We start from the raw sequence: 24903 nt of genomic DNA, 5'->3' as shown, positions 1-24903 counted from the left end.
GTATTTTCTAAACTAAGCAACCATTAAAAAAATTGGAGGAATAGAAAATGGCCAACAATAAATTTATGGGAACGTTCGATAGTGAAACGGAAGTATTGAAGAAAATAGAAGAAATGAAAGCTCAAGGTTCAAGTGAAGATGATATGTATGTTATGGCACGGGATAAAGATCAAATTTCAATGGTACGGGGACGGACAGATGTGGATTACAAATCATCTGAAGGAAACTGGATGGATAAGTTTATGGGCTTCCTATCAGGAAACGAGTCATCACGTGAAGCATTCTCAGGAATGGGTGTAGACGAAGCAGAAGCTGACCGTTACTACAACGAAGTACAGAACGGTAAAATCTTATTGTTCGTAGACCGTGAGTATGGTGCGAACTACGAAGGCAAAGCACCGTATGACAACACTTCAACAAGTAATGCGGCAGGTACAATGGGGGCAGCTGGAGTAGGAAGCAGCAGAAGCCATATGGATGACGAAGCTGTAGCCAAAGATGGCCTGACAGTAGACACAAATGCTGAAAACGATGTTTATTACAATAAAAAAGACGATACATTAAGCAGTGATACAACAGAAACAGCAGGTGTCGGAAAAGATTCGGGCACAGGCTTTGGGCTTGGATCTGACCGTACGGTTGAAGATAAAAATCGTACAGATCGGTTTGAAGATAAGGACAGAGACCTGAACCGTACAGACACCGACGAAGAAAAAATTCGTCTGCATGAAGAACGATTGAATGTCGATAAAGAGCGTGTGCAGACTGGTGAAGTCAATGTTGGAAAACATGTTGTTGAGGAAAATCAATCAATCGAAGTGCCGGTGGAACGTGAAGAAGTATACGTGGAACGCCGTCCTGTAAATGAAGAAACAACAGGGAATTCCTTCGATAAGGATTCTGGGTCGACTGGAGATGCTTATCAGGAAGGCGAAAATATCCACATACCGGTATCAGAAGAACGCGTCGAAGTTACGAAAAAAGACGTTGTGGCTGAGGAGATTGTAGTTGGAAAGCGCAAAGTACAGGATACGGAAACTGTCAACGAAACCGTCCGCCATGAAGAAGCGGATATTGATGAAGACACCAATTCAACAGACGACAAGTTGAGCCGGAAAGATCGCACAGATCGCGACCGTTTATAATCAGTAAAATGCAGAGTGAGGTGGGGAGCAATCCTCACCTTTTTTGTTTTGAGAAAAAGCCTCTTGAAAAATTCTGCTTGGCAAGCGGTTGAGCTAAATGAAACGATGAATAGCGGTCTTTTCTTCAATTGTTTTTGAATTTGAGTATTTTTTGTCCGGCCGGAAAGAATAGCGTATAGTAGAGAAAAGAAAAGTAAGGGGAGATAAGCATGGACGGTAAAAAAAGAAGCGACGTGAAGCCGGGGATTGAAGTAAATGTAATCTTAAAGCAGGATCAGCGTTCTGGAAAGAAGACCCATGGCGTAGTCAAGGACTTGTTGACAAACTCCGCTACCCATCCGCACGGCATCAAAGTACGATTGCAAGACGGGCAGGTTGGGCGTGTCTGTGAGATTCTTTCGGGAAAGTAAGCAGTGTTTCGAGCTTCCAGCAGAAGGGTAAAATACAGTAACCCCTTTTAAGGAGAGATCATAATGCCAAATCGATTTATCGAAATCTATGAGACACAGGAAGTTGTTCTGAAGAAAATCGAAGAGCTGAAAAAAGACGGCTATTTGGAAAAAGACATGTATATAATGGCCAAGTCCGATGACCAACTGTCTCTTGTAAAAGGCAAAACGGATGTCGAGGTACATGTATCGGAAGGCGGATGGGCTGATCGGTTCGCCACATTTTTGACTGGAGATGAAAGGGTTCATCAAACCTTTTTGAATATGGGCATCGATGAAAATGAGTCCGAGCACTATTACCGGGATGTACAGGATGGCAAGCTATTGCTATATGTCAACAAAGATGCACAGGATGCATTTGAATTACCTGAAGACGAAAAGACGGCGATTCAAAACGAAAAGCTTGAGTCGGAAGGTCCGCGTTCGATAGAAGAAGAACGGGAAGAAAAAGCAGTCGAATTGGATAACCGGCATTATGAAGATCCGGCATTCAGAAAAGATAAACGCAACGCCGACCCAATCAGCAAGCCAGATGAAAAAAACTTTATTTAAAAGAAAAGCGGAAGCGGCTGTCCAGCTCTGACAGGCATAAGGCAGATCAGCAGGGTGGCGTTCTTTGCCGCACAGCTGGGTTGACTTATGACCCGAAGAGCTAGGCGCTGGAGTCTGGACAAAGAAAAGCGGAAGCGGCTGTCCAGCTCTGACAGGTGTAAGACGATCTGGCGAAGCGGCATGTTCTCAGCCGCACAGCCAGAGTGGCTTACATCCCGAAGAGCTAGGCGCTGGAGTCTGGATAAAGAAAAGCGGAAGCGGCTGTCCAGCTCTGACAGGCATAAGGCAGATCAGCAGGGTGGCGTTCTTTGCCGCACAGCTGGGTTGACTTATGACCCGAAGAGCTAGGCGCTGGAGTCCAGACAAAAAGAAAAGCGGAGGCAACCGTAGCCAACCGTAGCCTCGAAAATAAAAACATGCCAATGAAAATTTTTTTATTGGTTTGATTTGAATAAAAACGAACCCATTAAAACGGGTTCGTTTTTATGTTAATATAGGGATATTGAAAAATGAAGGAGCCCCTCATAATGAGCCAATTCTTTGAACGAAAAAAGCAGGAACTTGGAGTTCAATTAAATAAAATACAGCGAAAAGCAGTAGAGCGCACAGAAGGCCCTTTGCTGCTGTTGGCATGTCCCGGTTCCGGGAAAACAACTACGATGATTATGCGCATCGGTTACCTGATTGAAGAAAAAGGCGTCTCGCCTCAGCGAATCAAAGCCATCACTTTCAGCAAAGCGTCCGCTAACGATATGCTCGAGCGCTACAAGCGGTTTTTCCCATCACTCCAGCCCATCGATTTTTCGACCATCCACAGCTTAGCTTTTCAGATCACACGCGATTATTTTTCAGGATCACGTTACGTCATGATTGAAGGAAGCGAGACAAATGGTCTTCATAAGAAAAAACTGCTCCGAGAAATGTACCAAACGGAAAATGACGAGCCGATCACCGACGATCAATTGGAGGAATTGACTTCATTCATCAGCTTTGTCAAAAACAAAATGCTGCCACGAAAACAATTGGCCAAGTCGAAAGAGCCGTTTCCAGGTGCTATCGAAATTCTGAAAACCTATGAAGCCTTCAAAGAAAACTATGACGTAAGGTTAGTTGATTTTGATGATATGTTATCACTTGCCTATGAGGCGCTGGAAAAGGACAAAAGCCTATTAGCAAAGTACCAGGGGCGGTGGGATTACATCATGACTGATGAAAGCCAGGATACATCGCTGATTCAGCATGCCATTGTGGAAAAGCTGGTGGCCCGCCATCAAAATCTCTGCGTAGTGGCCGACGATGACCAGTCGATCTATACGTGGAGAGCTGCTGAACCCACTTATCTGCTGAAGTTCAGAACGGTCTATCCTGATGCGTATATCATGAAAATGGAGCGCAATTACCGCTCTTCCCAGAACATTGTCCATACTGCTAACCAATTCATCAAGACCAATAAAAAACGCCATGACAAAAACATGTTCACCAAGCAGCCAGAAGGCAATCCGATCGTTTTGAAACGCTTGGGATCAGAAGAAGCACAGTTCAAATACGTCATGAAAGAGCTTAAGGAATTGACTGAATACGGAAATGTAGCCATTCTATACCGCAATAACTCGTCTTCCACTTTGCTGATGAGCGAACTTGAGCGCTTAGGCATTCCTTTTTACATGAAAGACTCGGATAACCGCTTTTTCTCACATTGGATTGTAGAAGATATGTTGAACTTCATGCGTTTCAGCTTGAAGCCGGAGCGCATTGATATTTATTCGAAAGTCGCTTCTAAAACCAATGCCTATTGGTCGGGCAGCCAACTGAAAATGTTGAGCCGAATGAAGCCCACAGAAAAGCCTGCTTTTGATGAAATCAATTTGAATATCACTTTAAAAGATTACCAAATTAAGATTTTGGCTGAACAGAAAAAATGGTTCCAAGCATTGAGTGGCATGAAACCGCTGAAAGTCATCCGAACCATCCGGGGAGAAATGGGCTATGACCAGATGCTCTCAAGCCGCGCCGAGAAGTTCGGTATGAAAATGACTTATTTGGCACAGATCTTAACGACTTTGGAACAAATCGCGGAGCCGCTGGAATCCATGACGGCTTTTGCAAAGCGGCTGAAACTGCTGGAACAAGTGACACAGCAGGCAAAGGTTGAAAAAACGGATGACATGCTGACCTTATCGACGTTACACAGCTCTAAGGGTCTGGAATTTGAGCGGGTATATATGATTGATTTAGTAGAAGGTATCATTCCGACAGAAGAAGATGTGGAAACACCAGATGCCCTGGAAGAAGCGCGCCGTCTGTTCTATGTAGGGATGACAAGGGCTAAAAGCCATTTGGAACTGATCGGCTATGACAGCGAGTCCCGTTTTGTGGACGAAGTGCGCGATTTGATTGTTCCCGAAAAACGACAGGTCAAACCACAACGGGCTACTGTAAAAACACCCGTTAAAGTAAAGGTGCCCGATAATCCGAATGCCATCGATTCGGAAGATGCACTGCATGAAGGCGTACAGGTCCGGCATCGTGTTTTTGGTGCAGGAAAAATCGTTGAGCGAGACAAAGAACGAATTTCTATCCAATTCGAAAAAGAGCGTAAAGACTTGATGATTGATATTTGTTTGAGCTATAGGTTATTGGAAATTATCGAGTAGCGCCTCTGTGATGATACAGATGTGACATATAGGAGAACGCGAGGAAAAGGGAATGAGACTGAGGGATTGGGATCGAAGTTTAAAAGTTCGTCTGATAGGCGAGTTTTTTATGAATACAAGTTATTGGATGGTATTCCCGTTTTTAGCGATTTACTTTGCTGAAGAGTTCGGCAAAGGGACGGCGGGACTGCTGCTGGTTATCTCCCAGGTGTTTTCTGTCGCTTCAAACCTGGTCGGTGGTTACTGTGCGGATCGTTTCGGGCGCAGGCGGATGCTGGTTTTGGCTTCTATTGCACAAGGCTTTGCGTTTTTATTGTTCGCCTTTGCCAACTCTCCATGGCTGCAATCCCCCGAACTCGGGTTTGTTGCGTTTACACTTGCTGGAATGTGCGGATCCCTCTATTGGCCGGCGAGCCAGGCAATGATTGCGGACGTAGTACCGGAAAAATACCGCAGCGATGTCTTTGCTATTTTTTATACGACTTTGAATATTGCCGTTGTAGTAGGTCCACTTTTCGGCGCAGTGCTGTTCTTTTCTTACCGCTTTGAGCTGCTGTTGGCAGTTACGGTGATTTCCATGCTGCTGGGCTTGGTTCTGAGATTGCTGACAAGAGAAACCTTGTCACAGGTTATGGTGGACAAATGGCAGTCACAGGCAGCGACAGGCTGGGTGGGCGCGGTTTCGAAACAATTCAAGGAATACGGTTTAATTTTTAAGGATCGATTATTCCTGTTGTTCATTATTGCGGGAATTTTGGGGGCACAGACCTTTATGCAATTGGATCTGTTGATTCCGATCTATTTGAAAGAAACGATTGACAGCCAAACGGTGGCCTCTCTTTTTGGTCGGGAGTGGTCCGTCACGGGGGAAACTTCCTTTGGTATCCTGTTAGCTGAGAACGGATTGTTTGTAGCTTTGCTGACAGTAGTGATTACCAGATGGATGACCAAATTTCCGGAAAAATGGGTTTTCTTCACTTCTGCCGCTTTTTACGGATTAGCGATGTGGCTCTTCCCGTTGACTTCATGGTTCTGGATGTTTGTTGTCGCTATGGCAGTATTCACTTTTGCGGAGTTGATGGTTGTCGGGCTCCAGCAAAACTTCATTTCCAAACTCGCGCCAGAAGATATGCGCGGCCAATATTTTGCTGCTGCCAGTTTACGGTACACGATTGGCCGGATGATTGCGCCGGTCTCCATACCAATGACAGCCTGGTTTGGTTTTGGATGGACGTTTGGCCTTTTGGGTCTGCTTGCACTGGCCAGTGGCTTTATCTACCTGTTCATGTTCCATCTGTACGAAAAAAGGCCTTCCCATTGAGGAAGGCCTTTTGTTTATAATCAGTTTTGATCTTTCGCTAATTTCACCAGCATGTGTGCCAGCATATGTTGTTGTTCTTTATCGCCAACCTGCCATAAACGGTGTAATAAATACTCTTCGCTATTCTTTGGATCCTCTTTTTTCGCTAAGTAAGCTGCTACTTTTTCAGCCAACTGTGCTATGCGCTCTTCACTTAAGCCCATTTTCTCGCCGATTTCTACTTTGTCTCCTAAATAATTAATGAAAACGGAGAAGTCTGCTAAAATTTGTTCTTTTTTCTTATCATCTGTATTTTTAAGTTTATCTTCAACCTGTTTGTTGATGTTTTCCATGTCCTTAACACGCTCCTTCAAAATTTTTATCGTACTCTTTATTTACCACAGGCTGTAGATTTTAAACGTAGTTCTGATAATCATTCAGAAGATTCGTTTAAATAAAATTCATAGGGGTAATCAGATAACAAGGATGGAATACAAGGAGGATGATGATTAAATGACCTTATACGATGAAATCCAGGAATTGAAAAGTTTTGAATGCCCAGACCGTCGCGTGTTAAGTGTTTATTTGAATACAAATCCAGCTGACTTAAGCGCACAGAATGGTGCATGGAAAATCCACCTGAAAAATGGCATGAAACGGCTAGACGAATACTTAAAGGGATCCAATGATGAAAACGAAATAGAGGCGTATAAAACCTTAAGAAAAAAAGTGGAAAAAGAGATTTTAGATAACCAAAATGATCTCCAGAAAGGGGTCATTATTTTTGCATCGCCACATAAAGATTTGTGGTCCGTACACTATGTCCAGATTCCGGTTAAAACGAGTTTTCACTGGGAGACCAAGCCCGTTCTGGAAGAGTTGCGCTATATGTATAAAGCGTATCCTTATGCAGGCATCATTTTGCCCGGCTTTAAAGGAATCCGTGTAATCGACACTTCTATGGGAATTATCAATGAGGAGTTCTTTTATGAGTTCGATGCTGGGCTGGAAGTATGGACGGAGCAAAAAGGCGTACGCAGCTCGGGCCGTATCCAGGGAAGAACTGGCACTTCCGGCGCTGGATCGGTCGGCGGTGGTGCCGCTGGAGGAAATAGCCCAGTCATCGGCGGAAGCGGCGGTGGAAGTCCTGTCGATGAATTGGACCACAGACTGAAAGAAAATCTTGAACGCTTCTATAAAGACATGGGAAGCAAAATAGAAAAGTTGAAAAAAGAACGTAAATGGGAAGAAATCCATGTAGTCGGAGAAGCGGAGCATGCCAAATCTTTCTCTAAATCCCTTCAAAAGAAACCGACAAGCTGCGTTTACAAAAACCTGATGAATAATGATCCCGGAAAAATCCTGCACGAAGTATTTGAAGTATAAACAAACACCTCAGCATTTTTGCTGAGGTGTTTTAATTTGGGTTGGGACAAAATGTACAGGTATCAAAAGAAGACATCTCTTTGTACAGGCAACAGGTTTTTCTCAAGGGCTTCGAGATGGCCTGCTCCAGTGAAGCAGTGCCAAGCAGATTGGCGAGATATGAGGTTTTGACCGGTTGCCACTTATTTGAATCCAGAAGCCATTCCAAGTCTTGGGCAGCCCTTCTCGGGTTTTGGGTTTCCAAACCGGCATAAAACCATAGGATAGAACCTAAGACATTCTCCCAGCAGGTGATGGGAGATATTTTTATGTATTTTTTGAATTCATTCAGCAATTCATCCACTTGCAGATAAAGAACTTCATGAAAAGCTTGGAATCTATCGTTTGGCTCAAGATTTTTGAAAGTGGACGACTTTACATGTACCTGTAAAAGAGGCAGGCCGTAATTATGGATCTGTTCAAATTGCAGTTCGCGCCAGTGGAGTGAAAAATAACCGCCATGCTGATAGAGCAGACTGAATTGGGCAGTTACATAGAGAGCATATTGCCGAAAAAAATACGATACCGCCACACTGGCATTGTCGCTTCCGCACCAATGCTTCAATTCTTCAATCATTGTGGGAATATCCTGGCTGAGCGGCTGCAGCGGAATGCGGTCTACTGCAACCGAGTGGCTGCTCAACAAGTATCTTGCTTGTGATGGGAATGTCATGATGATTCACCTCTTTATGTTTTATGCTACGGCAAACCGAGTGAGTTTGCAAAGTGAGCGATAGGAGTTAAGCGAGAGAACTTACTTTTCCCTGGTGTTTCGGTCGCTTTGAGCGTAGCCCGTGGATACGCCGATGTCAAAAAAATCGCTGATTTGAAAGTAAGAACATTGGTTACCGTTATTTTTCATGGAAAATTTTTTAGCCTGATTTACAGATTTAAATACTTTTTTGGTTAAATGGGATAAAATAGGAGGTGAAGGAGTGGAGATATGGGTTTTTCTATTTTAGAGATTGATCACGTACAAGTAGCAGCACCTAAAGGAAAAGAAGGGATTGCAAGAGAGTTCTATGCCGGCATTTTAGGCATGCTGGAAGTTGAAAAACCGGAAGCTTTAAAAGGAAGGGGCGGAGCCTGGTTTGAGTTCGGCGGACAACAATTGCATGTGGGCGTAGAAGAACCTTTTTCACCGGCCAAAAAAGCCCATCCGGCATTTCGTGTAGCTGGTTATGACGAGCTGAAGAACTGCTTATCCGAAAATGGAATTGAGTTGAAAGAAGATGATAGCATACTGGGAGTTGAACGATTTTTCGTTTTCGATCCGTTTGGCAACCGGCTGGAGTTCCTGAAATAATTGCATGATCGATCATTCATTAAGAAGAGAATCGCTTACTCAATAGAATGACTAATAAAGGACCTGCCGACAAGGCAGGTCCTTTATTGGTTGGTTTGAAAATGGAGGCATAGAAAAAGCTGTCCGGCGAGCGGACAGCTTCCTGAGAAATTATACAGTTTGAAGAGCTATGGCTGGACCGAAGAATTCAAAGTGAATTTGTTCTTCTTTCATGCCAAGTGCCCGCAATTCCGTAATCATAGCTTCCATGAAAGGTGCTGGACCACATACATAAACATCGCCTGTGATATCGACGTATTCTTCTAGAACCGCTCGAGTGATATAGCCTTCAGGCTGATCGGAATAAAGTGTTTTATAGCTTGCATTGTCCATAGCTGCAACATATTTCTGGATATCCTTGTCGAAAGCGTGCATAGATTCATTGCGCGTAGCGTGAAGGAATGCTGTTGGGCGTTCTGGATTCAATGTAGCTACAGTTTCTAACATGCTCATCATTGGTGTGATGCCGACACCACCGCTGACGAATGCTACAGGTGTATTTTTTTCAGTGTCAAGGACGAATTCGCCTGCAGGTGCGCTGACTTCAAAGCGATCTCCCACGTTCATTTCATCATGAAGGTAAACGGATACGCGGCCGTTCGGGTCATTGTCTGCATCGCGTTTAACGGAAATACGGAACTCATCTTCGTGCACTGCCTGTGAAAGGCTGTACTGGCGGTTGAATAAGTATTCTTCGCCGGGAATTGACATGCGTAAAGAAATATATTGTCCGGGCTGGTAAGCTGGAACATTTTTTCCGTCTGCTGGTTTCAAATAGAAAGAAGTGATATTTTCACTTTCTTTTTCTTTACGGACAATCGTAAACTCTTTAAAGAAGCTCCAGCCATTTTCCCGAGATTCCATTTTTGTATACATATCTTTTTCAAGGCCGATAAAGGCATCTGCGATTACGCCATAAGTTTCTGCCCAAGCATTGATGATGTCATCAGTTGCTGCATCGCCCAACACTTCTTTGATCGCTTTTAACAGGTATTCTCCAACAATCGGATAGTGTTCTGGTTTAATTCCCAAACTTACGTGTTTGTTGGCAATTTGCACGATTGCAGGAAGGATAGCTTCCAGATTTTCGATATGGACTGCTGCAGCGTAAACTGTATTTGCCAATGCAGCCTGCTGGCGTCCTTTTTTCTGGTTAGCTTGGTTAAAAATATTATAAAGTTCAGGATGCGCTTCGAACATGTTTTTGTAGAATACAGTCGTAATTGTTGTTCCGTGTTCTTCTAACACCGGTACTGTAGATTTTATAATTGCGATTGTTTCTTGTGATAACATTATGAATCTCTCCTTTTTTTTTCTATATCTTGACTATACACCCTCAATCCTTTTAAAGATATATTTAAAATACATCTTTAAATTTTAGACACACTTACCTTCACAGAAAAGTCACAACACGGAAAAGCGGAAGCGCCTGTGTAGAACCGACAGGCTTAAGGCAGTTTGCCGAAGCGGCGTGTTTTCAGCCGCATAGGCAAGCGGACTTAAGACCCCGAGGTTCTAGGAGCTGAAGCTGGACAAAAAGAAAAGCGGAAGCGGCTGTCCAGCTCTGCCGGGCATAAGGCAGACCAGCAGAGTGGCGCTCTTTGCCACACAGTTGGGTTGACTTATGACCCAAAGAGCTAGCCGCTAGAGCTGGACAAAAAGAAAAGCGGAAGCGCCTGTGTAGAACCGACAGGCTTAAGGCAGTTTGCCGAAGCGGCGTGTTTTCAGCCGCATAGGCAAGCGGACTTAAAACCCCGAGGTTCTAGGAGCTGAAGCTGGACAAAAAGAAAAGCGGAAGCAGCTGTCCAGCTCTGCCGGGCATAAGGCAGACCAGCAGAGTGGCGCTCTTTGCCACACAGTTGGGTTGACTTATGACCCAAAGAGCTAGCCGCTAGAGCTGGACAAAAAGAAAAGCGGAAGCAGCTGTGTAGCTCCCGCAAGCGGAGTATATTCATATTTCATTCGATAAAGGAATTATGCATTTCTATTAATCGGCTATACTTTCGAAAATAACTGCAGCATCAATAAAGTGCAAAATAAAAGACCCGACATAAGTCGGGCCACAAAGATCTTCTTCAATTATTCGTATTCAAATCCATTGCCGGACCGAAGAACTCATAATGGATCTGTTCTTCCGAAATGCCCATGCCGTGAAGTTCGCGGATCATGATTTCCATGAATAGAGCTGGACCGCAGACATAAATGTCGCTCGAGGGATCGACGTATTCCTCGAGCATTTCCCGGGTGATAAATCCGTTGGGTTCATCCGAATAAACGGTTTTGTAGCGGGCATCGTCCATCATCATGGCATACGCCTGAATATCATCGTCAAAAGCATGCTGTAATGCATTACGTGCGCCATGAAGGAATGTAGTCGGCCGCTCGGGTGTTGAGCTCGCCACTGCTTCAAACATACTCATCATCGGTGTGATACCGACACCACCGCTTATGAAAGCGACAGGTGAGGTTTTCGTTCCATCGAGGACAAAGATACCAGCCGGTGCACTGACTTCGATTTGATCTCCTTCGTTGATGCTGCTATGCAGATAATTTGAAACGACACCATTTGGATTATTATCGCTTTCGCGCTTGACCGAGATGCGGAATTCATCCGGTTTTGGCGCTTGAGAAAGGCTGTATTGTCGTATCACTAGAAATTCGTCATCAGGCAACGATAGGCGCACGGAAATATATTGGCCTGGCGTGTAGGGTGGAACGTTGGATTCATCTGCGGGTTTTAAATAAAAAGAAGTGATGACTTCACTTTCTTTCACTTTTCGTGCAACAATGAATTCCTTGAAGAAGTTCCATCCGTGTTCTTGTTCCGCCGTTTTTACATACATGTCTTTTTCGACACCGATAAAGGCGTCTGCAATGACCCCGTAGGCTTGTTCCCAAGCTTCCATGATTTCATCGGTCGCTGCATCACCCAATACTTCCTTCATAGCTATCAGCAAATGCTCGCCGACAACCGGATAATGCTCCGGCAAGACGCCAAGGCTGACGTGTTTATGGCCAATCTGGACAACAGCTGGAAGAATCTCTTCCAGATTATCGATGTGGAGAGCTGCCGCATATACCGCTTTAGCCAATGCCGTTTGCTGACGGCCCTGTGCCTGATTGGCATGATTGAATATATTCAGCAATTCCGGATGAGCTACAAAAAGGTTCTTATAGAATCTGGTGGTAATCGCCACACCATGGTCCTCTAAAACCGGAACGGTGGATTTGATGATTGTACGGGTTTTTTCTGATAACATATTGATCTACTCCTTTTCTCAATAAAGTCTTGAGGTTCAATTGCTTTCAGACTTTCTGAAAAGCCGCTATACTGAACATGCAGAAGAGGTGAAAAGAATGAGATTAACCATGTATACAGACTTCTCATTACGTGTTTTGATTTATTTAGGAACCAAAGAAACAGGTAAGCTGGCAACAATACAAGAAATTTCTGATGCATATAATATATCCAAAAACCACTTAACGAAAGTTACATTCGAACTGGGAAAAGCCGGTTTTATCCATACTGTTCGGGGAAGAGGCGGCGGAATACGTCTTGCCGATCTTCCGCAAAATATCAATGTCGGAACAGTGGTAAGACAGATGGAAGACGACTTCCAGTTGGTTGAATGCTTTAATTCAGCGACTAATCGCTGTCCCATTTCCCCAATCTGCGGTCTGCGTGGTGTATTGGGCAAAGCTCTCCACGCTTATCTGTCCGTATTGGACGAATATACACTCGAAGACCTGATGTTCAACAGGGAAGGGCTTCGTGAGATTCTGCAAACATAAAAAACGGCTCAAAAATTTGAGCCGTTTTTGTAATTACAGTTCCAGAGCTTGCGGCTCTTGCCCTTTTGTATTCATCAGGCGAACGCGGGTAGGTTTAATGGCTAAAATAATGAGGTTTGGATCATCAGGCCCCTCAAACCATCCTTGCAAATGCTCATTCCAAACTTTGTTGATCATTTCGCGGTCGTCATTCAAGGACATAGTTCCCTCAATCTCCAGGAATGTATCGCCGACCCCTTCGCCATCATAGCCTAAAAGAATGTGAGCGTTAGGGTTGGCTTCCAGTTCGTCAACTTTTTGAGTTTTTTTGCTGGTAGCCGTATAAAGTGTGAAATCATCGTTGAAAAAAGTCATATAGCGCGAATGGGGTTTATTTCCCTTGATCGTTGCCAATGTCCCTACATAACTTTCCTCTAAAATCTTTAATGCTGCTTTTTTTAAATCTTCCTGATTCATCCATACCACTCCTTTTGTCTTTGTACTTATCTATTCCTTTTTAACTCCGAACTAAACATAAAAGGCCTGCTGGGCAGCAGGCCTTTAAATCTGTTGGACTGTTTTGGGTGTCCGGTTAAATGCGCTCGGCAGCACCATTCCGATCAGGATAATGAAAATCCCGCCAATTTGAAGGGGCGTCAAAGCTTCGTTCAGGATAATAACCGATGCCAGGACAGCCACCGGCAATTCCATGGCGCTTAAAATAGAGGCAAGCCCAGAGCCTACACGCGGCACGGCGATGGAGAAAAAGTAGATGGGCATGATAATTCCAAAAAAGCCCAGCAACAATCCGAAAACCCATAAGCCTTCATTGAACAGCTGTCCGTTCCAGACAATCTCCGGCGTTTGGAAAAGGCCGACTACGATGGCTGCGAAAAGCGATACATAAAACAATCGGGCTGAAGTATCCATGCCTTCGATCTGCTTCCCGTTGACGAACATGAACGCTGAAAAACAAAAGGCAGCGCCAATTCCCCAAGCCCATCCTTGCCATGGGATTCCACTCAGATCCGTTCCGATGATACCAGCCGCAAACAATGTTCCAGCAAATAACAGGATCAGGGAAAAAACTTCTGTACGTTTCAGCCATCTGCGATTGACAATACAGTCGAGGAACATGCCGATCCAGGTAAACTGGAACAGCAGCACGACAGCCAGAGATGCTGGCAGATAGTTAAGTGAGTGGGCATAAACCATGCCGGTAACGGCTGTAAAGCTGCCGGATAAAATCAGGATTTTCCATCCTTTGATCCGGGGAATTTTGCGTTGTGTTGCAAAAAATAAAAGAGCCGCTAATGCGAACCCTATAAAGTATTGGGCGGTCACTGCTTCTGCAGCAGTAAATCCATTTTTCATGGCCACTTTGATAATGGTTGAGAGAACTCCGTAACTGCTCGCTGCTATGACGACCATAAGCGGGTAAATCCAGGTTTTCATCTTCTTTCACTCCTGTTCAAACGAGAATCATAGCACAAAAGAACCGCAGAGCATAGCCTCTGCGGTCTTTTTTGAAAGCATTCATTTTTACGAAAATTCACGCTGATTACTCAGGGAATTTCTCTTCGCTTGAAGAATTGCTCTTTGTGGCGCGCTTGTTTTTTTCTTCCTGTTGTTCCTGTTTCAAATCTTCTATTGGAATTGCATCGACAGTCATTTCTTCTTCATGCATTTCGCTAAGGGTCTTTTTATCGGTTTTGTATTGTTCGGGGTTATCCATGGGACCGCCATCACTTATGTTGCGGTCTTCTTTATCAAATGGTTTTTTGTCTGACATATAAAGCACCTCTTCCTGTTTTGTGTTACTACTTGTATTCCTTTAATGAAGTTTTTAAAACATGAAGGCAGATGACCCTTTCTTTACAGCGGAAAAATAGAGGACACTCGGTTTCACTGTTTCAAGTGCTGTGCAGTTAGATGGGAAACAGCATATGTTTATCAAGGTATACACTAAACTACACTTCAAATATCAAGAAATATAAGGATATGATAAAATGGAGTCAGTGAGCGGGAGGAGCTGCGAGATGAATAAGGAATTAGCAATAACAGTAGGCGGTCTGAATTTTGAATGGAATTTGGCTGAAGGTCGTTTTTTGTTCGAAGGACAGGAGTCCGTTTTATTTTGGACTGCATCCGCAATGAAAATGTTTTTTGATTCAATAGAAGAGATTTCTGGAAAAGACGCAGCGAATGTCGTTCTGGAATCAACAGGATTTCGCCAAGGTCTGGTAGTAGGAGAATATTTCCACGGTATGAAAGATGTCTCTATCACAGAAGCTGCTCAATTGATCACCAACACATACGCATCTGCAGGATGGGGATTGGCGGAAACTAAAAAGTTGAATGAAAAAACACATACATTGGAAGTACATTTGAAAAACAGTTGGGAGCACACGATCAATGTGGCTCAAAAAAAAGAACAGGGAGGAAGTTTCTTGCCTGCCCATTACGCAGGGATTTTTTCATCCCTGTTCAAGCAAAATATTTGGTATAAAGTCGTTCATCATCAATTGGATGGTTTTGAAGAAAGTATCATTCAGTATTTCCCTTCTGATGAGACAATTGAAAAGAATATCCATCACTTGTCCCGTTTAAAAGAAGCTGAAAAAATCAACGAGCTCCAGCAGTTAGTGGATGAAAAAACAAGAGAATTGAATGAAATGATCAAAGAGATTTCATCTCCGCTCATACCAGTTCTGGAAGATATTGTCGTTGTCCCTTTGCTTGGAACTTATGATGAAGCCCGTGCGGAAGAGCTGTTAGTGAAGACGCTGCAGAACATGCCGAAACACAAAGCCAAATATCTGATTTTAGATCTGACGGGATTGAACAATAATTTTACTCAGCACGCAGCAATGCTGATCGAAAAACTGGGATCGACCGCGTCGTTGATTGGAACACAAACAATCCTGGTTGGCATCTCATCGAAAATGAGCATGACCATTACAGACTCAGGCATCAATTTATCGAAATTCCAATGCTTCCAAACTCTGCAGCACAGCATTCATTATGCGCTGGCGCAAAATGGACGAAGCATTATCTAAGAAAAGCGTAAGCGCCCATGTAGCTCTGACGGGCATAAGACAGACCAGCAGAGTGGCGTTTTTTGCCACACAGTTGGGTCGGCTTATGATCCGAAGAGCTGGGTGCTGGAGTCTGGACAATAAATAAAGAGTTGGAAATAAAAATTTTTAAGCTCTAAATCAAAAGGCGTATTGGACCCAGTCCAATACGCCTTTTTAAATAGTGTACAGTTTTTATTCCACTGATTTTACAATTTCGATAATGACTTGCGTTGCTTTCTCCATGTTTTCCGCCGAGATGAATTCGTATTTTCCGTGGTAATTTTCTCCACCCGTAAAAATATTCGGTGTTGGAAGCCCCATATAAGACAATTGGGAGCCGTCTGTGCCGCCGCGTACAGGAACAATATTTGGCTTGATTTCCAATGCAGTCATGGCACGCTCCGCATTATCGACAATTCCCATGACAGGTTCGATTTTCTCGCGCATGTTGTAATACTGATCTTCAATTTCCAAACGGACTGCTTCTTCACCGTATTGCTGCTGAAGTTTTTCAACAACCGCCTGCATGTGCAACTTTTTGGCTTCGAATTTATCTTTATCGAAATCACGGATAATGTATGTCAGTTCGGCAGTTTCCACGTTGCCTGTAAAGTTGTTCAAATGGATAAATCCTTGATAGCCTTCAGTCAATTCAGGCACTTCGTTTTTCGGCATTTCCTGCTGAAATTGGATGGCCACTGTCTGGGCATTGACCATCTTGTCTTTTGCTGAACCAGGGTGAACACTTTTACCTTGGACAACGAGCTTTCCGCTGGCTGCATTAAAGCTTTCATATTGCAATTCGCCAAGAGGTCCGCCGTCCATCGTATAGGCATATTTAGCGCCAAAGCGTTCAACATCAAATTTATGGGGACCGCGGCCGATTTCTTCATCCGGCGTAAACGCGACGCGGATTTTGCCATGTTCAATTTCCGGATGGGCATTCAAATACTCCATTGCGGTCATGATTTCAGCGACACCGGCTTTATTGTCAGCGCCAAGAAGGGTAGTGCCATCCGTTGTAATTAGTGTATGGCCGACATAATTTTGGAGCGCAGGGAAATCCGAAACAGTCATCAGCACGCTGTCGCTCAATGGAATATCTTGTCCGTCATAGTTGTTGATCCGCTTCGGACTGACATTTTTTCCGGTAAAGTCTGTGGCGGTATCTACGTGTGCCAAGAAACCAATTACCGGAACTTCCCGCTCGGTATTAGCAGGCAGCGTACCGAAAAGGTAACCTGATTTATCCATTCCAACATCGGTCAGGCCGATCGTTTTCATTTCCTCTTCCAGTTCACGGAGCAAATCCCACTGTCCGGCTGTGGAAGGCGTAGTGGCACTGTTGAAATCAGATTGTGTATCAATTTTTGCATAACGGACGAGCCGCTCGATTAAGGTTTCCAACATGTATAAATCCCCCTAGAATAAGTTCTGTATAAGTTGAATTGTTTCATGCACTTGTTACGTTTGGATGTGCAACTGATTCAGGCCATTAACAGCTAAAAACAATAACTTCCACCTATATAGTAGTATTTTAGCACGAAGCGGGAAAGTGATGAAAATTTTGGCCATAAAAAAAGATGCCCATGACAGGGTAAGCCGTTCAGTTTTGAATCGCAAAAATCGAAATAATCACCTAAATAGACCGCATTTTAGCACCTATCTAGATAACTCTTTATAACACTAATTAACACTTAAATTCGACAGGTTTTCGAACCTACGAACTTAGGTGTTTTTTTTATCAAAATTCAAGTTCATTTGGTTTTTAATTGGAAAAAGGTTACAATAGAAACGAATATAATAACGGAACATTCAGGATATTTATAACGATCAAAGTTAAGGGGGCATAAACATATGAATTGGGTAATTTTATTTTTTATCTTATTAGGGATAACAGGAATTTTATTGCTCTTTTATGGTATCAAGGATAAAACCTTAGCGTTAATGCTCTTCGGCATTGGTGCCTTGATAGCGCCAATATTTTACTATACGGATTTGGCTTTTTTAATGCCTATGATACCTGCGGTTGTAATGTTAATTCTCTATCTTGAACAGAAAAAATCGAATGCTGATTAACTATATCTTCGAACAGTTTTAAGTTTCAAAAGAAAGGAGGAAATCTAATGCCAAACTGTCAAAACTGTGATTATAAATGGAGTTGGTTCGATACGTTTAAAATTGGAATTACGAATAACAAAAAGTGTCCGAATTGCGGAGAGAGGCAATATGTAATGCCACAAACAAGTAAAACGATATATTTTGTATTTTTTGCTTTTTTAATCGTACTTCTATTTTCACGCCCCTTTTTCGATTTAAGTGACACAGTTTATATTTCAATTGGAATTTTACTTACTCTCATTATGTTTGTCATAATGCCGTATACAATAAAACTTTCAAATGAACAAAAGCCTCTCTGGTGAAATCGAAGAGTTAAAACGAACACTTTAATCCGATAGAAATTCTGAATTTCAGAGCTTCTTCGATTAGGGTGTTTTTTGTGTGAACAGAAAACTGATTCGAATCAATCATTAATTGGGTTATAATGGAACTCATAATTAAATTCTAAGGAGGGATTTTTTGACGCCAGAAGAAAGAGAAGAGTTTTTCAGACGCTCAAGGGAATTAGAAGCCGAATATAGAGAGTTTATAGCAAGAGCTGCTAACCCTTTACCCAAAATTGAAATACCTAAGTTTAGTCTTCCAGTGATTGATACTTCATTCATACCATCGATTAAATTGATCACACCCGAGATTTCTGCCTACCTTAACCGTTATGCTGATTTTAAAATACCCGACATTAGTTTTCCGAAGATTGAATTCCCAGAAATCGATTACGACCGAATCAAAAAAATCACCGACGACAACTCCAAATATGGTTGGACGTTGACTGGCGAAATGGGTATGGCAAATTATTTAGACGACGATATGGTCGGCACTTCTCAGAAAGAAAAAGACGATTACTTTTATGAGTTTTATTCTCAAGATGACTGGGCTTATTTTAACCATTCGAAAGAGTCCATCGTAGAAAGCATTGAACCCAGATGGCACGACTTAATTCAAGAGTGTTTCCACAGCTTCGAAGCGGACAACTATAAACTTGTGATCCCTACCCTGTTTACGATCATCGAAGGTGAAATGTCGTACGTTTTCGATTCGCATCAAGGTAGCAGTGGCTTAATCGAAAAAATGGAAAAAAGAGCTGGGAGTGAAGAATCGAAATTGAAACAAATAGCCTTATACTCAGTTGTTCATAGTATGACGGACAGATTGTTCGGTTCACTTCATTTTTCTCAAGAAAGAAACGACCTTATTAACCGCCACAGGATATTGCACGGCAGAGACGAACCTAGCCACTGGCAGAAAGTAGATGCTTTGAGATTGATAAATGTTATCTCTTCCCTACAATTTATTAAGGAGATTTTAAAAGAAGAATAGAATTTCGGAATTACCAACTCTCTTCCATTTTTCTCAAGGAAAAGATACTATTAAAAGTAAGATGATATTAATAGAGGGGGTCGATTATGAAAACACTTAAGATAGCGTCAATTACATTTATGTTTTTACTATTAGCTGCTTGTAGTAGTACGGAAGAATCGATCGATGGAGAGTTTATGTTTGGAAATATGTATGGAGATTCACTTGAAGCTAACGAAAGCTACTACATTGTCCTTCCATTTGAGTGGACAGGCGAAGAACCAGCGGTAATCACTTCTGTTGAACTAGTTAAAGGAAACGAAGAACCTGTGACTTTAGGTGAAGACGGAATCGAATATGAGTTTTTCGGTGCTGATCCCTTAAAACAGGTAGGGTTATATTCAGGAGATCGTAGCATAGGAGATGTAGTAGATATTAACGGATTTGAACTCCAAGGAGAAAGTCGAATTGTAGCTGAAGTTCGTCTAGGTGATGTAACAGAAGATGAAAGCAGAAGTGCAAAAATCAATTTTACAGTGAACGAAGAGGAGTATCAAAGAGTTGTAGAATGGGACACTTTTAAAGAAATGAGTACAAATAACGGCTGATTTCATTAATGACGGTGAATGGTTTCAGTTAACGCTGCCTTCGGGTGGCGTTTTTTCTTTGACTTTTTCTCGCCTTTTTAATCTTTTTCATTATGATTAATCAAAATTGTTCGACTTTTTGATTGTGGATGGTGAGAGATGAGGGAAATCGATGTTGAGTATCTAAAAGAGTTAAGAAAGAAAAAAATATTAAATGAAAAAGATTTTAGGTATCTAAGATCTTGTTTTTTGGACACGAACTCAAATATATGGGAGAAATTATTTGAAGGAGACCCCAAAGTAGCTTCGCTATACGTTGAAACATTTCATTATTTTTTAAAAAATCGGAAAAACTCTCCTATCACAAAACCAAGAGTGGGAGAGATTTACAAGGCAAATTTGTTATTAGGCTATAAAGGAGAAGCTTCTTTAATTCACCCTGTTTTAATATTAGAAGTGATTGGCGGAAGGGCTTTAATTGTTCCAGGTTCATCTAGCGATTCTTATATGCTAAACGCTTATCATTGGATTACAAATCGCCGATTGTAAAATTAAGCTAGACAACTGAAAAAGCCATTCGTGGTACACTCTAAATGTATTTTCCGACCAAAGAAAAACATAGGAGTGATCACGAATGACCTACACCCATCTTAACACGGATGAACTGGTGATGATAGAATCCTACCACCACCAAAACATACCGGTGACAATCATCGCAAAACAAATAAAACGTTCCAGGCAACCGATTTACAATGTCATCAACTTCCTGAAGATGGGATATAGCGCTCTCGACTTCTATACACAGTACAAGAAAAATAAGAAACGCTGCGGCCGACGAAAAATCGTTTTGCCGAAGAAACAAATGACCTATATTCAAGACAAGGTGGCGCAGGGCTGGACTCCAGATGTCATTGTCGGCCGCGCAGAGACGGCGATTGATTGTTCTGCGCGTACGCTCTATCGCCTGTTCAAAAATCGGGTCTTTGATGTTGCCACACTGCCGATGAAAGGCAAACGGAAACCCAATGGCTACCAGGAACGGCGCGGAAAGCAGGCGTTCAAACGGCACATTTCCGAACGGGAAACCGATTATCCTTCTTTTAAAGAAGAGTTTGGGCACATCGAGGGCGACACCATTGTGGGCGCTCGCCATAAAAGTGCCGTGATCACGCTGGTCGAAAGGCTGACGAAAGTCATCATCGCCTTGAAGCCTGCAGGGCGCAAGGCATGCGATATTGAAACTGCTTTGAACCAGTGGTTTCAAGGGATCCCGAGACATCTGTTCAAATCGATCACGTTTGATTGTGGGAAGGAATTCTCCAATTGGATACCGCTGTGCAACCGACATGACGTCTCGATTTATTTTGCGGATCCCGGCACCCCTTCCCAGCGCGCCTTGAATGAAAATTCCAACGGACTCCTTCGTAAAGATGGATTGCCAAAGGAAATGGACTTCAACCAGGTGGACCAACCGTTCATTTCCACGGTGGCCGATAAACGGAATAACATCCCTAGAAAGTCGCTGGATTACCGTACACCCTTGGAAGCATTTTTGAGTCACCTGAATGGAGTCGATCTGTCTAGCTTAAATTGACAAACGAAAAATAATGAAAATGAAAAAATAGAGACTGTTCTTATTAAAAAGGAAGAATCAAAAACAAATAAGGGTCGTATGTTAGATACTGACACAGCTTTTAAATTAGACAACGCGCAGTTTATTTCTTTAACTAAGATTATAGAAGAAAATGCTTTGGGCTATATCAAAACTAATTCTGAAACATATAAAGTCATTAAAAAAACATTATTCGAAATAATGTTTAAAAAAGAAAATATAAAACTGATGAATGAAATCGATAAAAACAAAAAATTGAAGAGTATAATATTCAAATTAAAGAAGAAAAAATTAGTAAGGCACAAGTCCACTAAAAAACTTTTTTATTTTTTTACTTGATTTTAATAAAAATATCGTTAAGATATAAGTAATCGAGAGAGAGAAGCACTATCGGGCGGAAGGCCAAAATGTAACAACTAAACAATACTCGGGCGGAAGGCCAACAAAAAAAGAATATTTTCCGATATTCTTTTTTTGTATGTAATTTGTTTAATGGGATACGGGACATACACTAATCAAAAGGAGGTATCCAAAATGAACGAACGACAAAAGGATATCGAAGAATTTATCGGCTATGTCAAAGAAGACCTAATGGAGATTTATAGCGTATCTAATGAAGAAGCAACAATGCTTATCAAAGACTTCAAGCTTCAGGAGTTATTTAATCGACACGGATCAATCGCCGCGCACTACTCACCCGAAGCATATGCACATATGATATATGAGCGTTCGAACAACTTAAATAAGCAATAAGACGATTCATTTTCGATAAACTTCGAAGGTGATTTTTTTATGCAAAAAAACATCGCTAAGTGCGATGTTAATACAAGCTGTATTTATGAAGTGTCTTAGTTTTCTCCAAACTAACTGAGACAATTCAAGAAGTTAAGCCGTTTCCGTTCCTTCTTTCTTGAAGATTCCGACTAATAACATAATTAATCCGCTTATAAAAATGATAGGGAAAATATAAAACATTATCAATGCAGCCCAACCGTTTTGTTCGATGATTGCATAGTGTCTTCCAAGGGCAAAGGATAATGCTGGTGAGATTGGGATCATAAGGGCTGTACCCCATATCTTATATTTGGTTCTTTTAGACTTACCTTCGCTAAATAGAAGCGCCAGGAACACCCCTACTAATGCAATTGCATACCCCACAATGATCACCGTGTACATTTTACCAACCCTCTCTGTTTTAATAATATATTACTTAATATGCTACCCTATTCTTCTGTTAATTATAACCATATCCTTAAAATTGTAAAAAAGCTCAACCAAAGTTTGGTTAAGCTCTCGAAGTTTTAACGTTTGTAGATAATCTCTTCCAAAGTGTAAACACGGTCAGCGATACCTAGCCGTTCGGCTGGTGTTTTCTTTACGCCTTGTGAATTAAACGATCGACAAAAATTGTAATAGGTTCTAAGGATGGTTATTGCCATTTGCGAGTACCGTGGATAGAAGTTGGCATAGATATAGCTCTTACCATCACCACGTGCTGTTACAAGCGGTCTTTCAAGTACAGACAACCTACGCCGTATGATTTGAAGAAAACTGTTAATCGCATTGTCATTGGTATTTAAGATGAGTGTCGCTTGTTGAAATTCGGTTAAATGAGACACATCCGTTAAAATATCAATTTCGCGCTGTCCACGATCACTTGTCGGAATCGGATGCTTCATTCGGTTATTAGCGTGAGTGTGAAAGATTTCACCGTTTCCAGAAACTTGTTGGTCGTGAAATCTATGGCCAAGCTTCAATTCGTCCTCGATATAAAACAAAGCAATCTGCCGAAGACTGAACTTCTCATAACCTCTAAGCTTTCCCCAATCCTTTAGTGCGCGAACAGAATAAAAGAAAGTCCGCTTTGCTTGGTTTCGGGTCAAGGTTTTGTCAGTCGTACACACAATTTGATGTGCATCTTTCAATAGAATTTCATCTTTAAAGACGCGTTGAAACGAATTGATAAGGGAATCGTCGTTGTCTGTTATGAAGCGCCATTTTTGAACATTAAGTTGATTTTTAATCAACCAGAGATGTGCCTTTGCTGTGTAACCAGAATTCACGTGTAATCCGTCCACATAAAGACGTCTGGTATCGAAGTTTTTCGACTGTTCAAGGTACTCGTTAAAAGTCTGTGTGTCGTTCTTGGTTGGAATCATTGGCGAATGTGAGTATTTGGCATAACGATCGTTCTTACGTTGAAAACCGTTTAAGTGATCTTCTTTATAAAGCTGTGTATCTTCTTCGATTCTATCCAGTGAAATATCCCAATCATAAGCAATATCTGAACGGAAAACGTAATTAGAAGAAGCATCGGCTGTTGCGATAATATAAGTCGGTAATTGCTTTTCATCCATATGGCGACTGCTATTTTTACCTTGTCCACGTTTTAGTACATTGTTTAATACATAATGAAGTTTATCTGTGGTGAGCCACATCTGATCGAACGATTGTTGAGCTAACGGCTTCGCTTCTCTTGTTTCCAAAAATTCTAAACAACAGCGATATAGCCATTCAAGCTTTTGATAGTAAGTTCCTTTGGCAATGCCCAAAATCTCACAGGTTCTGTTGATGGAAGTTTTATTGACCAATAACTTTGCGAACAACGGAAGAATTTCGTTGCGCTGCTGGTGATAGGTTGTATTCCGTTGTTTTGTCGGTAGGACACTTGTGTACTTCTTACAAGTCTTGCACTGATAGATTTGAGATTTAGATTTGCTGACACCGCGTTTGTAGAAGTCTTTGGGTGTTTTAAATGGAGTGGAGTCTAAGATGCAGGTTGGTTTGTGGAATTCATAATCAGGCTGGATTGCCTTTAATGAATTGATTCGGATAAGGCGTTCAATCTCTTCGGATAAAGACCAGTTGGATAATGCTGTTACAGTACATTTCTGTGGTTGTACATCATTCAAATCTCTCTTGTCTGAATTACACAAAATCGATGTTTTATTTATTTCTCCGATTAGCTTGTATCTACTTGGTTTTCCCTTGACGTTAAATTTTTCTTGCGGCAAACCGAAGTTCTTACACAATGGATTTGTGCAATGGTTCATCTGGATTTCATAAGTCTTGCCTTGCCATTCGAACTCCATCGGACGAAAGGCAAGTTTGTTTTCGTTGAAGGAAAACTTTTTAGGTGTAAGGACTTCGTAAGTGTCTTGTCGATTCTTGATTTCCTTACTTGATAGAAAAGGCTTCGGTTTGATGAATGTATCAGCTGGAGTGCAAAACTCTTTATAGATCGTCATTAAGCGACAGCCCCAGTTCTTTCAAAATTCGTTTGTTGTTTTTCTTGCTGCGTACCCATTCAATGAAGTCTTCATCTTCTAGAAGTCCAACGATTAAACGACCAACAATAGCTTCCTCAGATCGTTCGCTGTATTCGGAAAAGTGTTTCACCGTATTCCGTGCCAGTTCCGATATTTCCCACTCCACAGGTTGTTTGTTCAGTCTTTTTGGTTCGATTTTTGACATTGTAATTCACTCCCTTTTTAGCGTGTCAATTAGACACTGAAATAGTTGGTTTACAATTTTAATTGTAGTCGGGATAATTCGGGTGTCAATTG

Annotated in this window: 28 protein-coding genes; 17 read left to right on the top strand and 11 right to left on the bottom strand. The window is 42.0% G+C overall.

Translation table 11 applies throughout. The annotated features are described in order from the left end of the window. Nucleotides 1–47 precede the first annotated feature (47 nt). The 5 genes from J7I83_RS01925 to J7I83_RS01905 all read left to right on the top strand — a co-directional run bounded on the left by J7I83_RS01925 (nt 48) and on the right by J7I83_RS01905 (nt 6121). Nucleotides 48–1145 carry a DUF2382 domain-containing protein gene (locus J7I83_RS01925; RefSeq protein ID WP_215099000.1) on the top strand — a complete coding sequence of 366 codons (1098 nt, stop codon included), beginning with the start codon at nt 48–50 and terminating at the stop codon, nt 1143–1145. A gap of 209 nt (nt 1146–1354) precedes the next feature. Continuing rightward, on the top strand, nt 1355–1555 hold the full coding sequence (locus J7I83_RS01920) for a YwbE family protein (protein ID WP_215098999.1): 201 nt from the start codon (nt 1355–1357) through the stop codon (nt 1553–1555). A 63-nt stretch (nt 1556–1618) separates the two neighbouring features. Continuing rightward, on the top strand, nt 1619–2146 hold the full coding sequence (locus tag J7I83_RS01915; protein ID WP_215098998.1) for a YflT domain-containing protein: 528 nt from the start codon (nt 1619–1621) through the stop codon (nt 2144–2146). Nucleotides 2147–2673: 527 nt separating this feature from the next. Further along, a complete protein-coding gene (locus J7I83_RS01910; RefSeq protein ID WP_215098997.1) occupies nt 2674–4800 on the top strand; it encodes an ATP-dependent helicase in 2127 nt (708 codons plus the stop codon). Between the two features lie 52 nt (nt 4801–4852). After that, a complete protein-coding gene (locus J7I83_RS01905; RefSeq protein ID WP_215098996.1) occupies nt 4853–6121 on the top strand; it encodes an MDR family MFS transporter in 1269 nt (422 codons plus the stop codon). Nucleotides 6122–6141: 20 nt separating this feature from the next. On the opposite strand, the gene J7I83_RS01900 is transcribed toward J7I83_RS01905, so the two are convergent. Continuing rightward, nucleotides 6142–6453: a DUF3243 domain-containing protein gene (locus J7I83_RS01900; RefSeq protein ID WP_215098995.1), complete on the bottom strand. Its 312-nt coding sequence runs from the start codon at nt 6451–6453 to the stop codon at nt 6142–6144. Nucleotides 6454–6613: 160 nt separating this feature from the next. Here J7I83_RS01900 and J7I83_RS01895 point away from each other — a divergent pair, with 160 nt between their 5' ends. Next, nucleotides 6614–7486, top strand: coding sequence for a VLRF1 family aeRF1-type release factor (locus J7I83_RS01895; RefSeq protein ID WP_215098994.1), 873 nt, complete (start codon nt 6614–6616; stop codon nt 7484–7486). Nucleotides 7487–7517: 31 nt separating this feature from the next. On the opposite strand, the gene J7I83_RS01890 is transcribed toward J7I83_RS01895, so the two are convergent. Next, entirely contained in the window at nt 7518–8198 is a 681-nt protein-coding gene (locus J7I83_RS01890) for a hypothetical protein (RefSeq protein ID WP_215098993.1), read from the bottom strand. 270 nt (nt 8199–8468) lie between these two features. Here J7I83_RS01890 and J7I83_RS01885 point away from each other — a divergent pair, with 270 nt between their 5' ends. After that, complete coding sequence (locus J7I83_RS01885; protein ID WP_215098992.1) at nt 8469–8831, top strand: VOC family protein; 363 nt, start codon at nt 8469–8471, stop codon at nt 8829–8831. Nucleotides 8832–8981: 150 nt separating this feature from the next. Here J7I83_RS01885 and hmpA (J7I83_RS01880) read toward each other — a convergent pair whose 3' ends face one another. Further along, nucleotides 8982–10163 (bottom strand): NO-inducible flavohemoprotein, encoded by a 1182-nt coding sequence (gene hmpA, locus J7I83_RS01880; RefSeq protein WP_215098991.1) that lies wholly within the window; start codon nt 10161–10163, stop codon nt 8982–8984. 782 nt (nt 10164–10945) lie between these two features. Beyond that, nucleotides 10946–12130 carry an NO-inducible flavohemoprotein gene (hmpA, locus tag J7I83_RS01875; RefSeq protein WP_215098990.1) on the bottom strand — a complete coding sequence of 395 codons (1185 nt, stop codon included), beginning with the start codon at nt 12128–12130 and terminating at the stop codon, nt 10946–10948. Nucleotides 12131–12227: 97 nt separating this feature from the next. Here hmpA (J7I83_RS01875) and J7I83_RS01870 point away from each other — a divergent pair, with 97 nt between their 5' ends. After that, entirely contained in the window at nt 12228–12662 is a 435-nt protein-coding gene (locus J7I83_RS01870) for an RrF2 family transcriptional regulator (protein WP_215098989.1), read from the top strand. A 33-nt stretch (nt 12663–12695) separates the two neighbouring features. On the opposite strand, the gene J7I83_RS01865 is transcribed toward J7I83_RS01870, so the two are convergent. The 3 genes from J7I83_RS01865 to J7I83_RS01855 all read right to left on the bottom strand — a co-directional run bounded on the left by J7I83_RS01865 (nt 12696) and on the right by J7I83_RS01855 (nt 14433). Then, nucleotides 12696–13118 carry a pyridoxamine 5'-phosphate oxidase family protein gene (locus J7I83_RS01865; RefSeq protein ID WP_215098988.1) on the bottom strand — a complete coding sequence of 141 codons (423 nt, stop codon included), beginning with the start codon at nt 13116–13118 and terminating at the stop codon, nt 12696–12698. 84 nt (nt 13119–13202) lie between these two features. Further along, complete coding sequence (locus J7I83_RS01860) at nt 13203–14096, bottom strand: EamA family transporter (RefSeq protein ID WP_215098987.1); 894 nt, start codon at nt 14094–14096, stop codon at nt 13203–13205. Between the two features lie 106 nt (nt 14097–14202). Further along, nucleotides 14203–14433: a hypothetical protein gene (locus J7I83_RS01855; RefSeq protein ID WP_215098986.1), complete on the bottom strand. Its 231-nt coding sequence runs from the start codon at nt 14431–14433 to the stop codon at nt 14203–14205. Between the two features lie 247 nt (nt 14434–14680). Between J7I83_RS01855 and J7I83_RS01850 the strand changes: the two genes are divergently transcribed. Continuing rightward, on the top strand, nt 14681–15700 hold the full coding sequence (locus J7I83_RS01850; RefSeq protein WP_215098985.1) for an STAS domain-containing protein: 1020 nt from the start codon (nt 14681–14683) through the stop codon (nt 15698–15700). A gap of 213 nt (nt 15701–15913) precedes the next feature. On the opposite strand, the gene pepT is transcribed toward J7I83_RS01850, so the two are convergent. Continuing rightward, entirely contained in the window at nt 15914–17131 is a 1218-nt protein-coding gene (pepT, locus tag J7I83_RS01845) for a peptidase T (protein ID WP_215098984.1), read from the bottom strand. A 447-nt stretch (nt 17132–17578) separates the two neighbouring features. Here pepT and J7I83_RS01840 point away from each other — a divergent pair, with 447 nt between their 5' ends. The 8 genes from J7I83_RS01840 to J7I83_RS01805 all read left to right on the top strand — a co-directional run bounded on the left by J7I83_RS01840 (nt 17579) and on the right by J7I83_RS01805 (nt 22090). Continuing rightward, on the top strand, nt 17579–17800 hold the full coding sequence (locus J7I83_RS01840) for a hypothetical protein (RefSeq protein ID WP_215098983.1): 222 nt from the start codon (nt 17579–17581) through the stop codon (nt 17798–17800). Between the two features lie 47 nt (nt 17801–17847). Then, nucleotides 17848–18144, top strand: coding sequence for a TIGR04104 family putative zinc finger protein (locus tag J7I83_RS18050; RefSeq protein WP_215098982.1), 297 nt, complete (start codon nt 17848–17850; stop codon nt 18142–18144). A 157-nt stretch (nt 18145–18301) separates the two neighbouring features. Further along, a complete protein-coding gene (locus J7I83_RS01830) occupies nt 18302–19159 on the top strand; it encodes a hypothetical protein (protein WP_215098981.1) in 858 nt (285 codons plus the stop codon). A gap of 86 nt (nt 19160–19245) precedes the next feature. Further along, complete coding sequence (locus tag J7I83_RS01825; protein WP_215098980.1) at nt 19246–19746, top strand: hypothetical protein; 501 nt, start codon at nt 19246–19248, stop codon at nt 19744–19746. Between the two features lie 138 nt (nt 19747–19884). Further along, nucleotides 19885–20274 (top strand): hypothetical protein, encoded by a 390-nt coding sequence (locus J7I83_RS01820; protein ID WP_215098979.1) that lies wholly within the window; start codon nt 19885–19887, stop codon nt 20272–20274. 85 nt (nt 20275–20359) lie between these two features. Then, nucleotides 20360–21319 carry an IS30 family transposase gene (locus tag J7I83_RS01815; protein WP_215098978.1) on the top strand — a complete coding sequence of 320 codons (960 nt, stop codon included), beginning with the start codon at nt 20360–20362 and terminating at the stop codon, nt 21317–21319. 78 nt (nt 21320–21397) lie between these two features. After that, entirely contained in the window at nt 21398–21676 is a 279-nt protein-coding gene (locus J7I83_RS01810; protein WP_215098977.1) for a hypothetical protein, read from the top strand. A 195-nt stretch (nt 21677–21871) separates the two neighbouring features. Continuing rightward, complete coding sequence (locus tag J7I83_RS01805; protein WP_215098976.1) at nt 21872–22090, top strand: hypothetical protein; 219 nt, start codon at nt 21872–21874, stop codon at nt 22088–22090. 132 nt (nt 22091–22222) lie between these two features. Here J7I83_RS01805 and J7I83_RS01800 read toward each other — a convergent pair whose 3' ends face one another. From J7I83_RS01800 to J7I83_RS01790, 3 genes are all read right to left on the bottom strand, one after another. Next, nucleotides 22223–22513: a hypothetical protein gene (locus J7I83_RS01800; protein ID WP_215098975.1), complete on the bottom strand. Its 291-nt coding sequence runs from the start codon at nt 22511–22513 to the stop codon at nt 22223–22225. Nucleotides 22514–22638: 125 nt separating this feature from the next. After that, nucleotides 22639–24585, bottom strand: a complete 1947-nt coding sequence (locus J7I83_RS01795; protein ID WP_215098974.1) for an insertion element protein — start codon at nt 24583–24585, stop codon at nt 22639–22641. Then, the gene (locus J7I83_RS01790; RefSeq protein WP_215098973.1) at nt 24572–24811 is read right to left on the bottom strand and encodes a hypothetical protein; all 240 of its coding nucleotides are present in this window, start codon (nt 24809–24811) and stop codon (nt 24572–24574) included. The genes J7I83_RS01795 and J7I83_RS01790 overlap by 14 nt, the downstream gene beginning before the upstream one ends. Nucleotides 24812–24903: the final 92 nt, after the last annotated feature.

Source organism: Planococcus sp. ISL-110, from assembly GCF_018613575.1.
Lineage (GTDB): Bacteria > Bacillota > Bacilli > Bacillales_A > Planococcaceae > Planococcus.
Note: the sequence above shows the minus strand (reverse complement) of the source record. Positions and strands in the feature narration are given on the sequence as shown.

Bases quoted from the DNA above. Each gene is read 5' to 3' on its own strand.
- J7I83_RS18050 (WP_215098982.1), top strand. From the start codon at position 17,848: ATGCCAAACTGTCAAAACTGTGATTATAAATGGAGTTGGTTCGATACG.
- J7I83_RS01790 (WP_215098973.1), bottom strand. From the start codon at position 24,811: ATGTCAAAAATCGAACCAAAAAGACTGAACAAACAACCTGTGGAGTGG.
- J7I83_RS01860 (WP_215098987.1), bottom strand. From the start codon at position 14,096: ATGAAAACCTGGATTTACCCGCTTATGGTCGTCATAGCAGCGAGCAGT.
- J7I83_RS01870 (WP_215098989.1), top strand. From the start codon at position 12,228: ATGAGATTAACCATGTATACAGACTTCTCATTACGTGTTTTGATTTAT.
- J7I83_RS01800 (WP_215098975.1), bottom strand. From the start codon at position 22,513: ATGTACACGGTGATCATTGTGGGGTATGCAATTGCATTAGTAGGGGTG.
- J7I83_RS01820 (WP_215098979.1), top strand. From the start codon at position 19,885: ATGAGGGAAATCGATGTTGAGTATCTAAAAGAGTTAAGAAAGAAAAAA.
- pepT (WP_215098984.1), bottom strand. From the start codon at position 17,131: ATGTTGGAAACCTTAATCGAGCGGCTCGTCCGTTATGCAAAAATTGAT.
- J7I83_RS01825 (WP_215098980.1), top strand. From the start codon at position 19,246: ATGAAAACACTTAAGATAGCGTCAATTACATTTATGTTTTTACTATTA.
- J7I83_RS01920 (WP_215098999.1), top strand. From the start codon at position 1,355: ATGGACGGTAAAAAAAGAAGCGACGTGAAGCCGGGGATTGAAGTAAAT.
- hmpA (WP_215098990.1), bottom strand. From the start codon at position 12,130: ATGTTATCAGAAAAAACCCGTACAATCATCAAATCCACCGTTCCGGTT.
- J7I83_RS01915 (WP_215098998.1), top strand. From the start codon at position 1,619: ATGCCAAATCGATTTATCGAAATCTATGAGACACAGGAAGTTGTTCTG.
- J7I83_RS01865 (WP_215098988.1), bottom strand. From the start codon at position 13,118: ATGAATCAGGAAGATTTAAAAAAAGCAGCATTAAAGATTTTAGAGGAA.
- J7I83_RS01900 (WP_215098995.1), bottom strand. From the start codon at position 6,453: ATGGAAAACATCAACAAACAGGTTGAAGATAAACTTAAAAATACAGAT.
- J7I83_RS01850 (WP_215098985.1), top strand. From the start codon at position 14,681: ATGAATAAGGAATTAGCAATAACAGTAGGCGGTCTGAATTTTGAATGG.
- J7I83_RS01925 (WP_215099000.1), top strand. From the start codon at position 48: ATGGCCAACAATAAATTTATGGGAACGTTCGATAGTGAAACGGAAGTA.
- J7I83_RS01815 (WP_215098978.1), top strand. From the start codon at position 20,360: ATGACCTACACCCATCTTAACACGGATGAACTGGTGATGATAGAATCC.
- hmpA (WP_215098991.1), bottom strand. From the start codon at position 10,163: ATGTTATCACAAGAAACAATCGCAATTATAAAATCTACAGTACCGGTG.
- J7I83_RS01805 (WP_215098976.1), top strand. From the start codon at position 21,872: ATGAACGAACGACAAAAGGATATCGAAGAATTTATCGGCTATGTCAAA.
- J7I83_RS01890 (WP_215098993.1), bottom strand. From the start codon at position 8,198: ATGACATTCCCATCACAAGCAAGATACTTGTTGAGCAGCCACTCGGTT.
- J7I83_RS01795 (WP_215098974.1), bottom strand. From the start codon at position 24,585: ATGACGATCTATAAAGAGTTTTGCACTCCAGCTGATACATTCATCAAA.
- J7I83_RS01840 (WP_215098983.1), top strand. From the start codon at position 17,579: ATGAATTGGGTAATTTTATTTTTTATCTTATTAGGGATAACAGGAATT.
- J7I83_RS01810 (WP_215098977.1), top strand. From the start codon at position 21,398: ATGTTAGATACTGACACAGCTTTTAAATTAGACAACGCGCAGTTTATT.
- J7I83_RS01910 (WP_215098997.1), top strand. From the start codon at position 2,674: ATGAGCCAATTCTTTGAACGAAAAAAGCAGGAACTTGGAGTTCAATTA.
- J7I83_RS01855 (WP_215098986.1), bottom strand. From the start codon at position 14,433: ATGTCAGACAAAAAACCATTTGATAAAGAAGACCGCAACATAAGTGAT.
- J7I83_RS01905 (WP_215098996.1), top strand. From the start codon at position 4,853: ATGAGACTGAGGGATTGGGATCGAAGTTTAAAAGTTCGTCTGATAGGC.
- J7I83_RS01885 (WP_215098992.1), top strand. From the start codon at position 8,469: ATGGGTTTTTCTATTTTAGAGATTGATCACGTACAAGTAGCAGCACCT.
- J7I83_RS01895 (WP_215098994.1), top strand. From the start codon at position 6,614: ATGACCTTATACGATGAAATCCAGGAATTGAAAAGTTTTGAATGCCCA.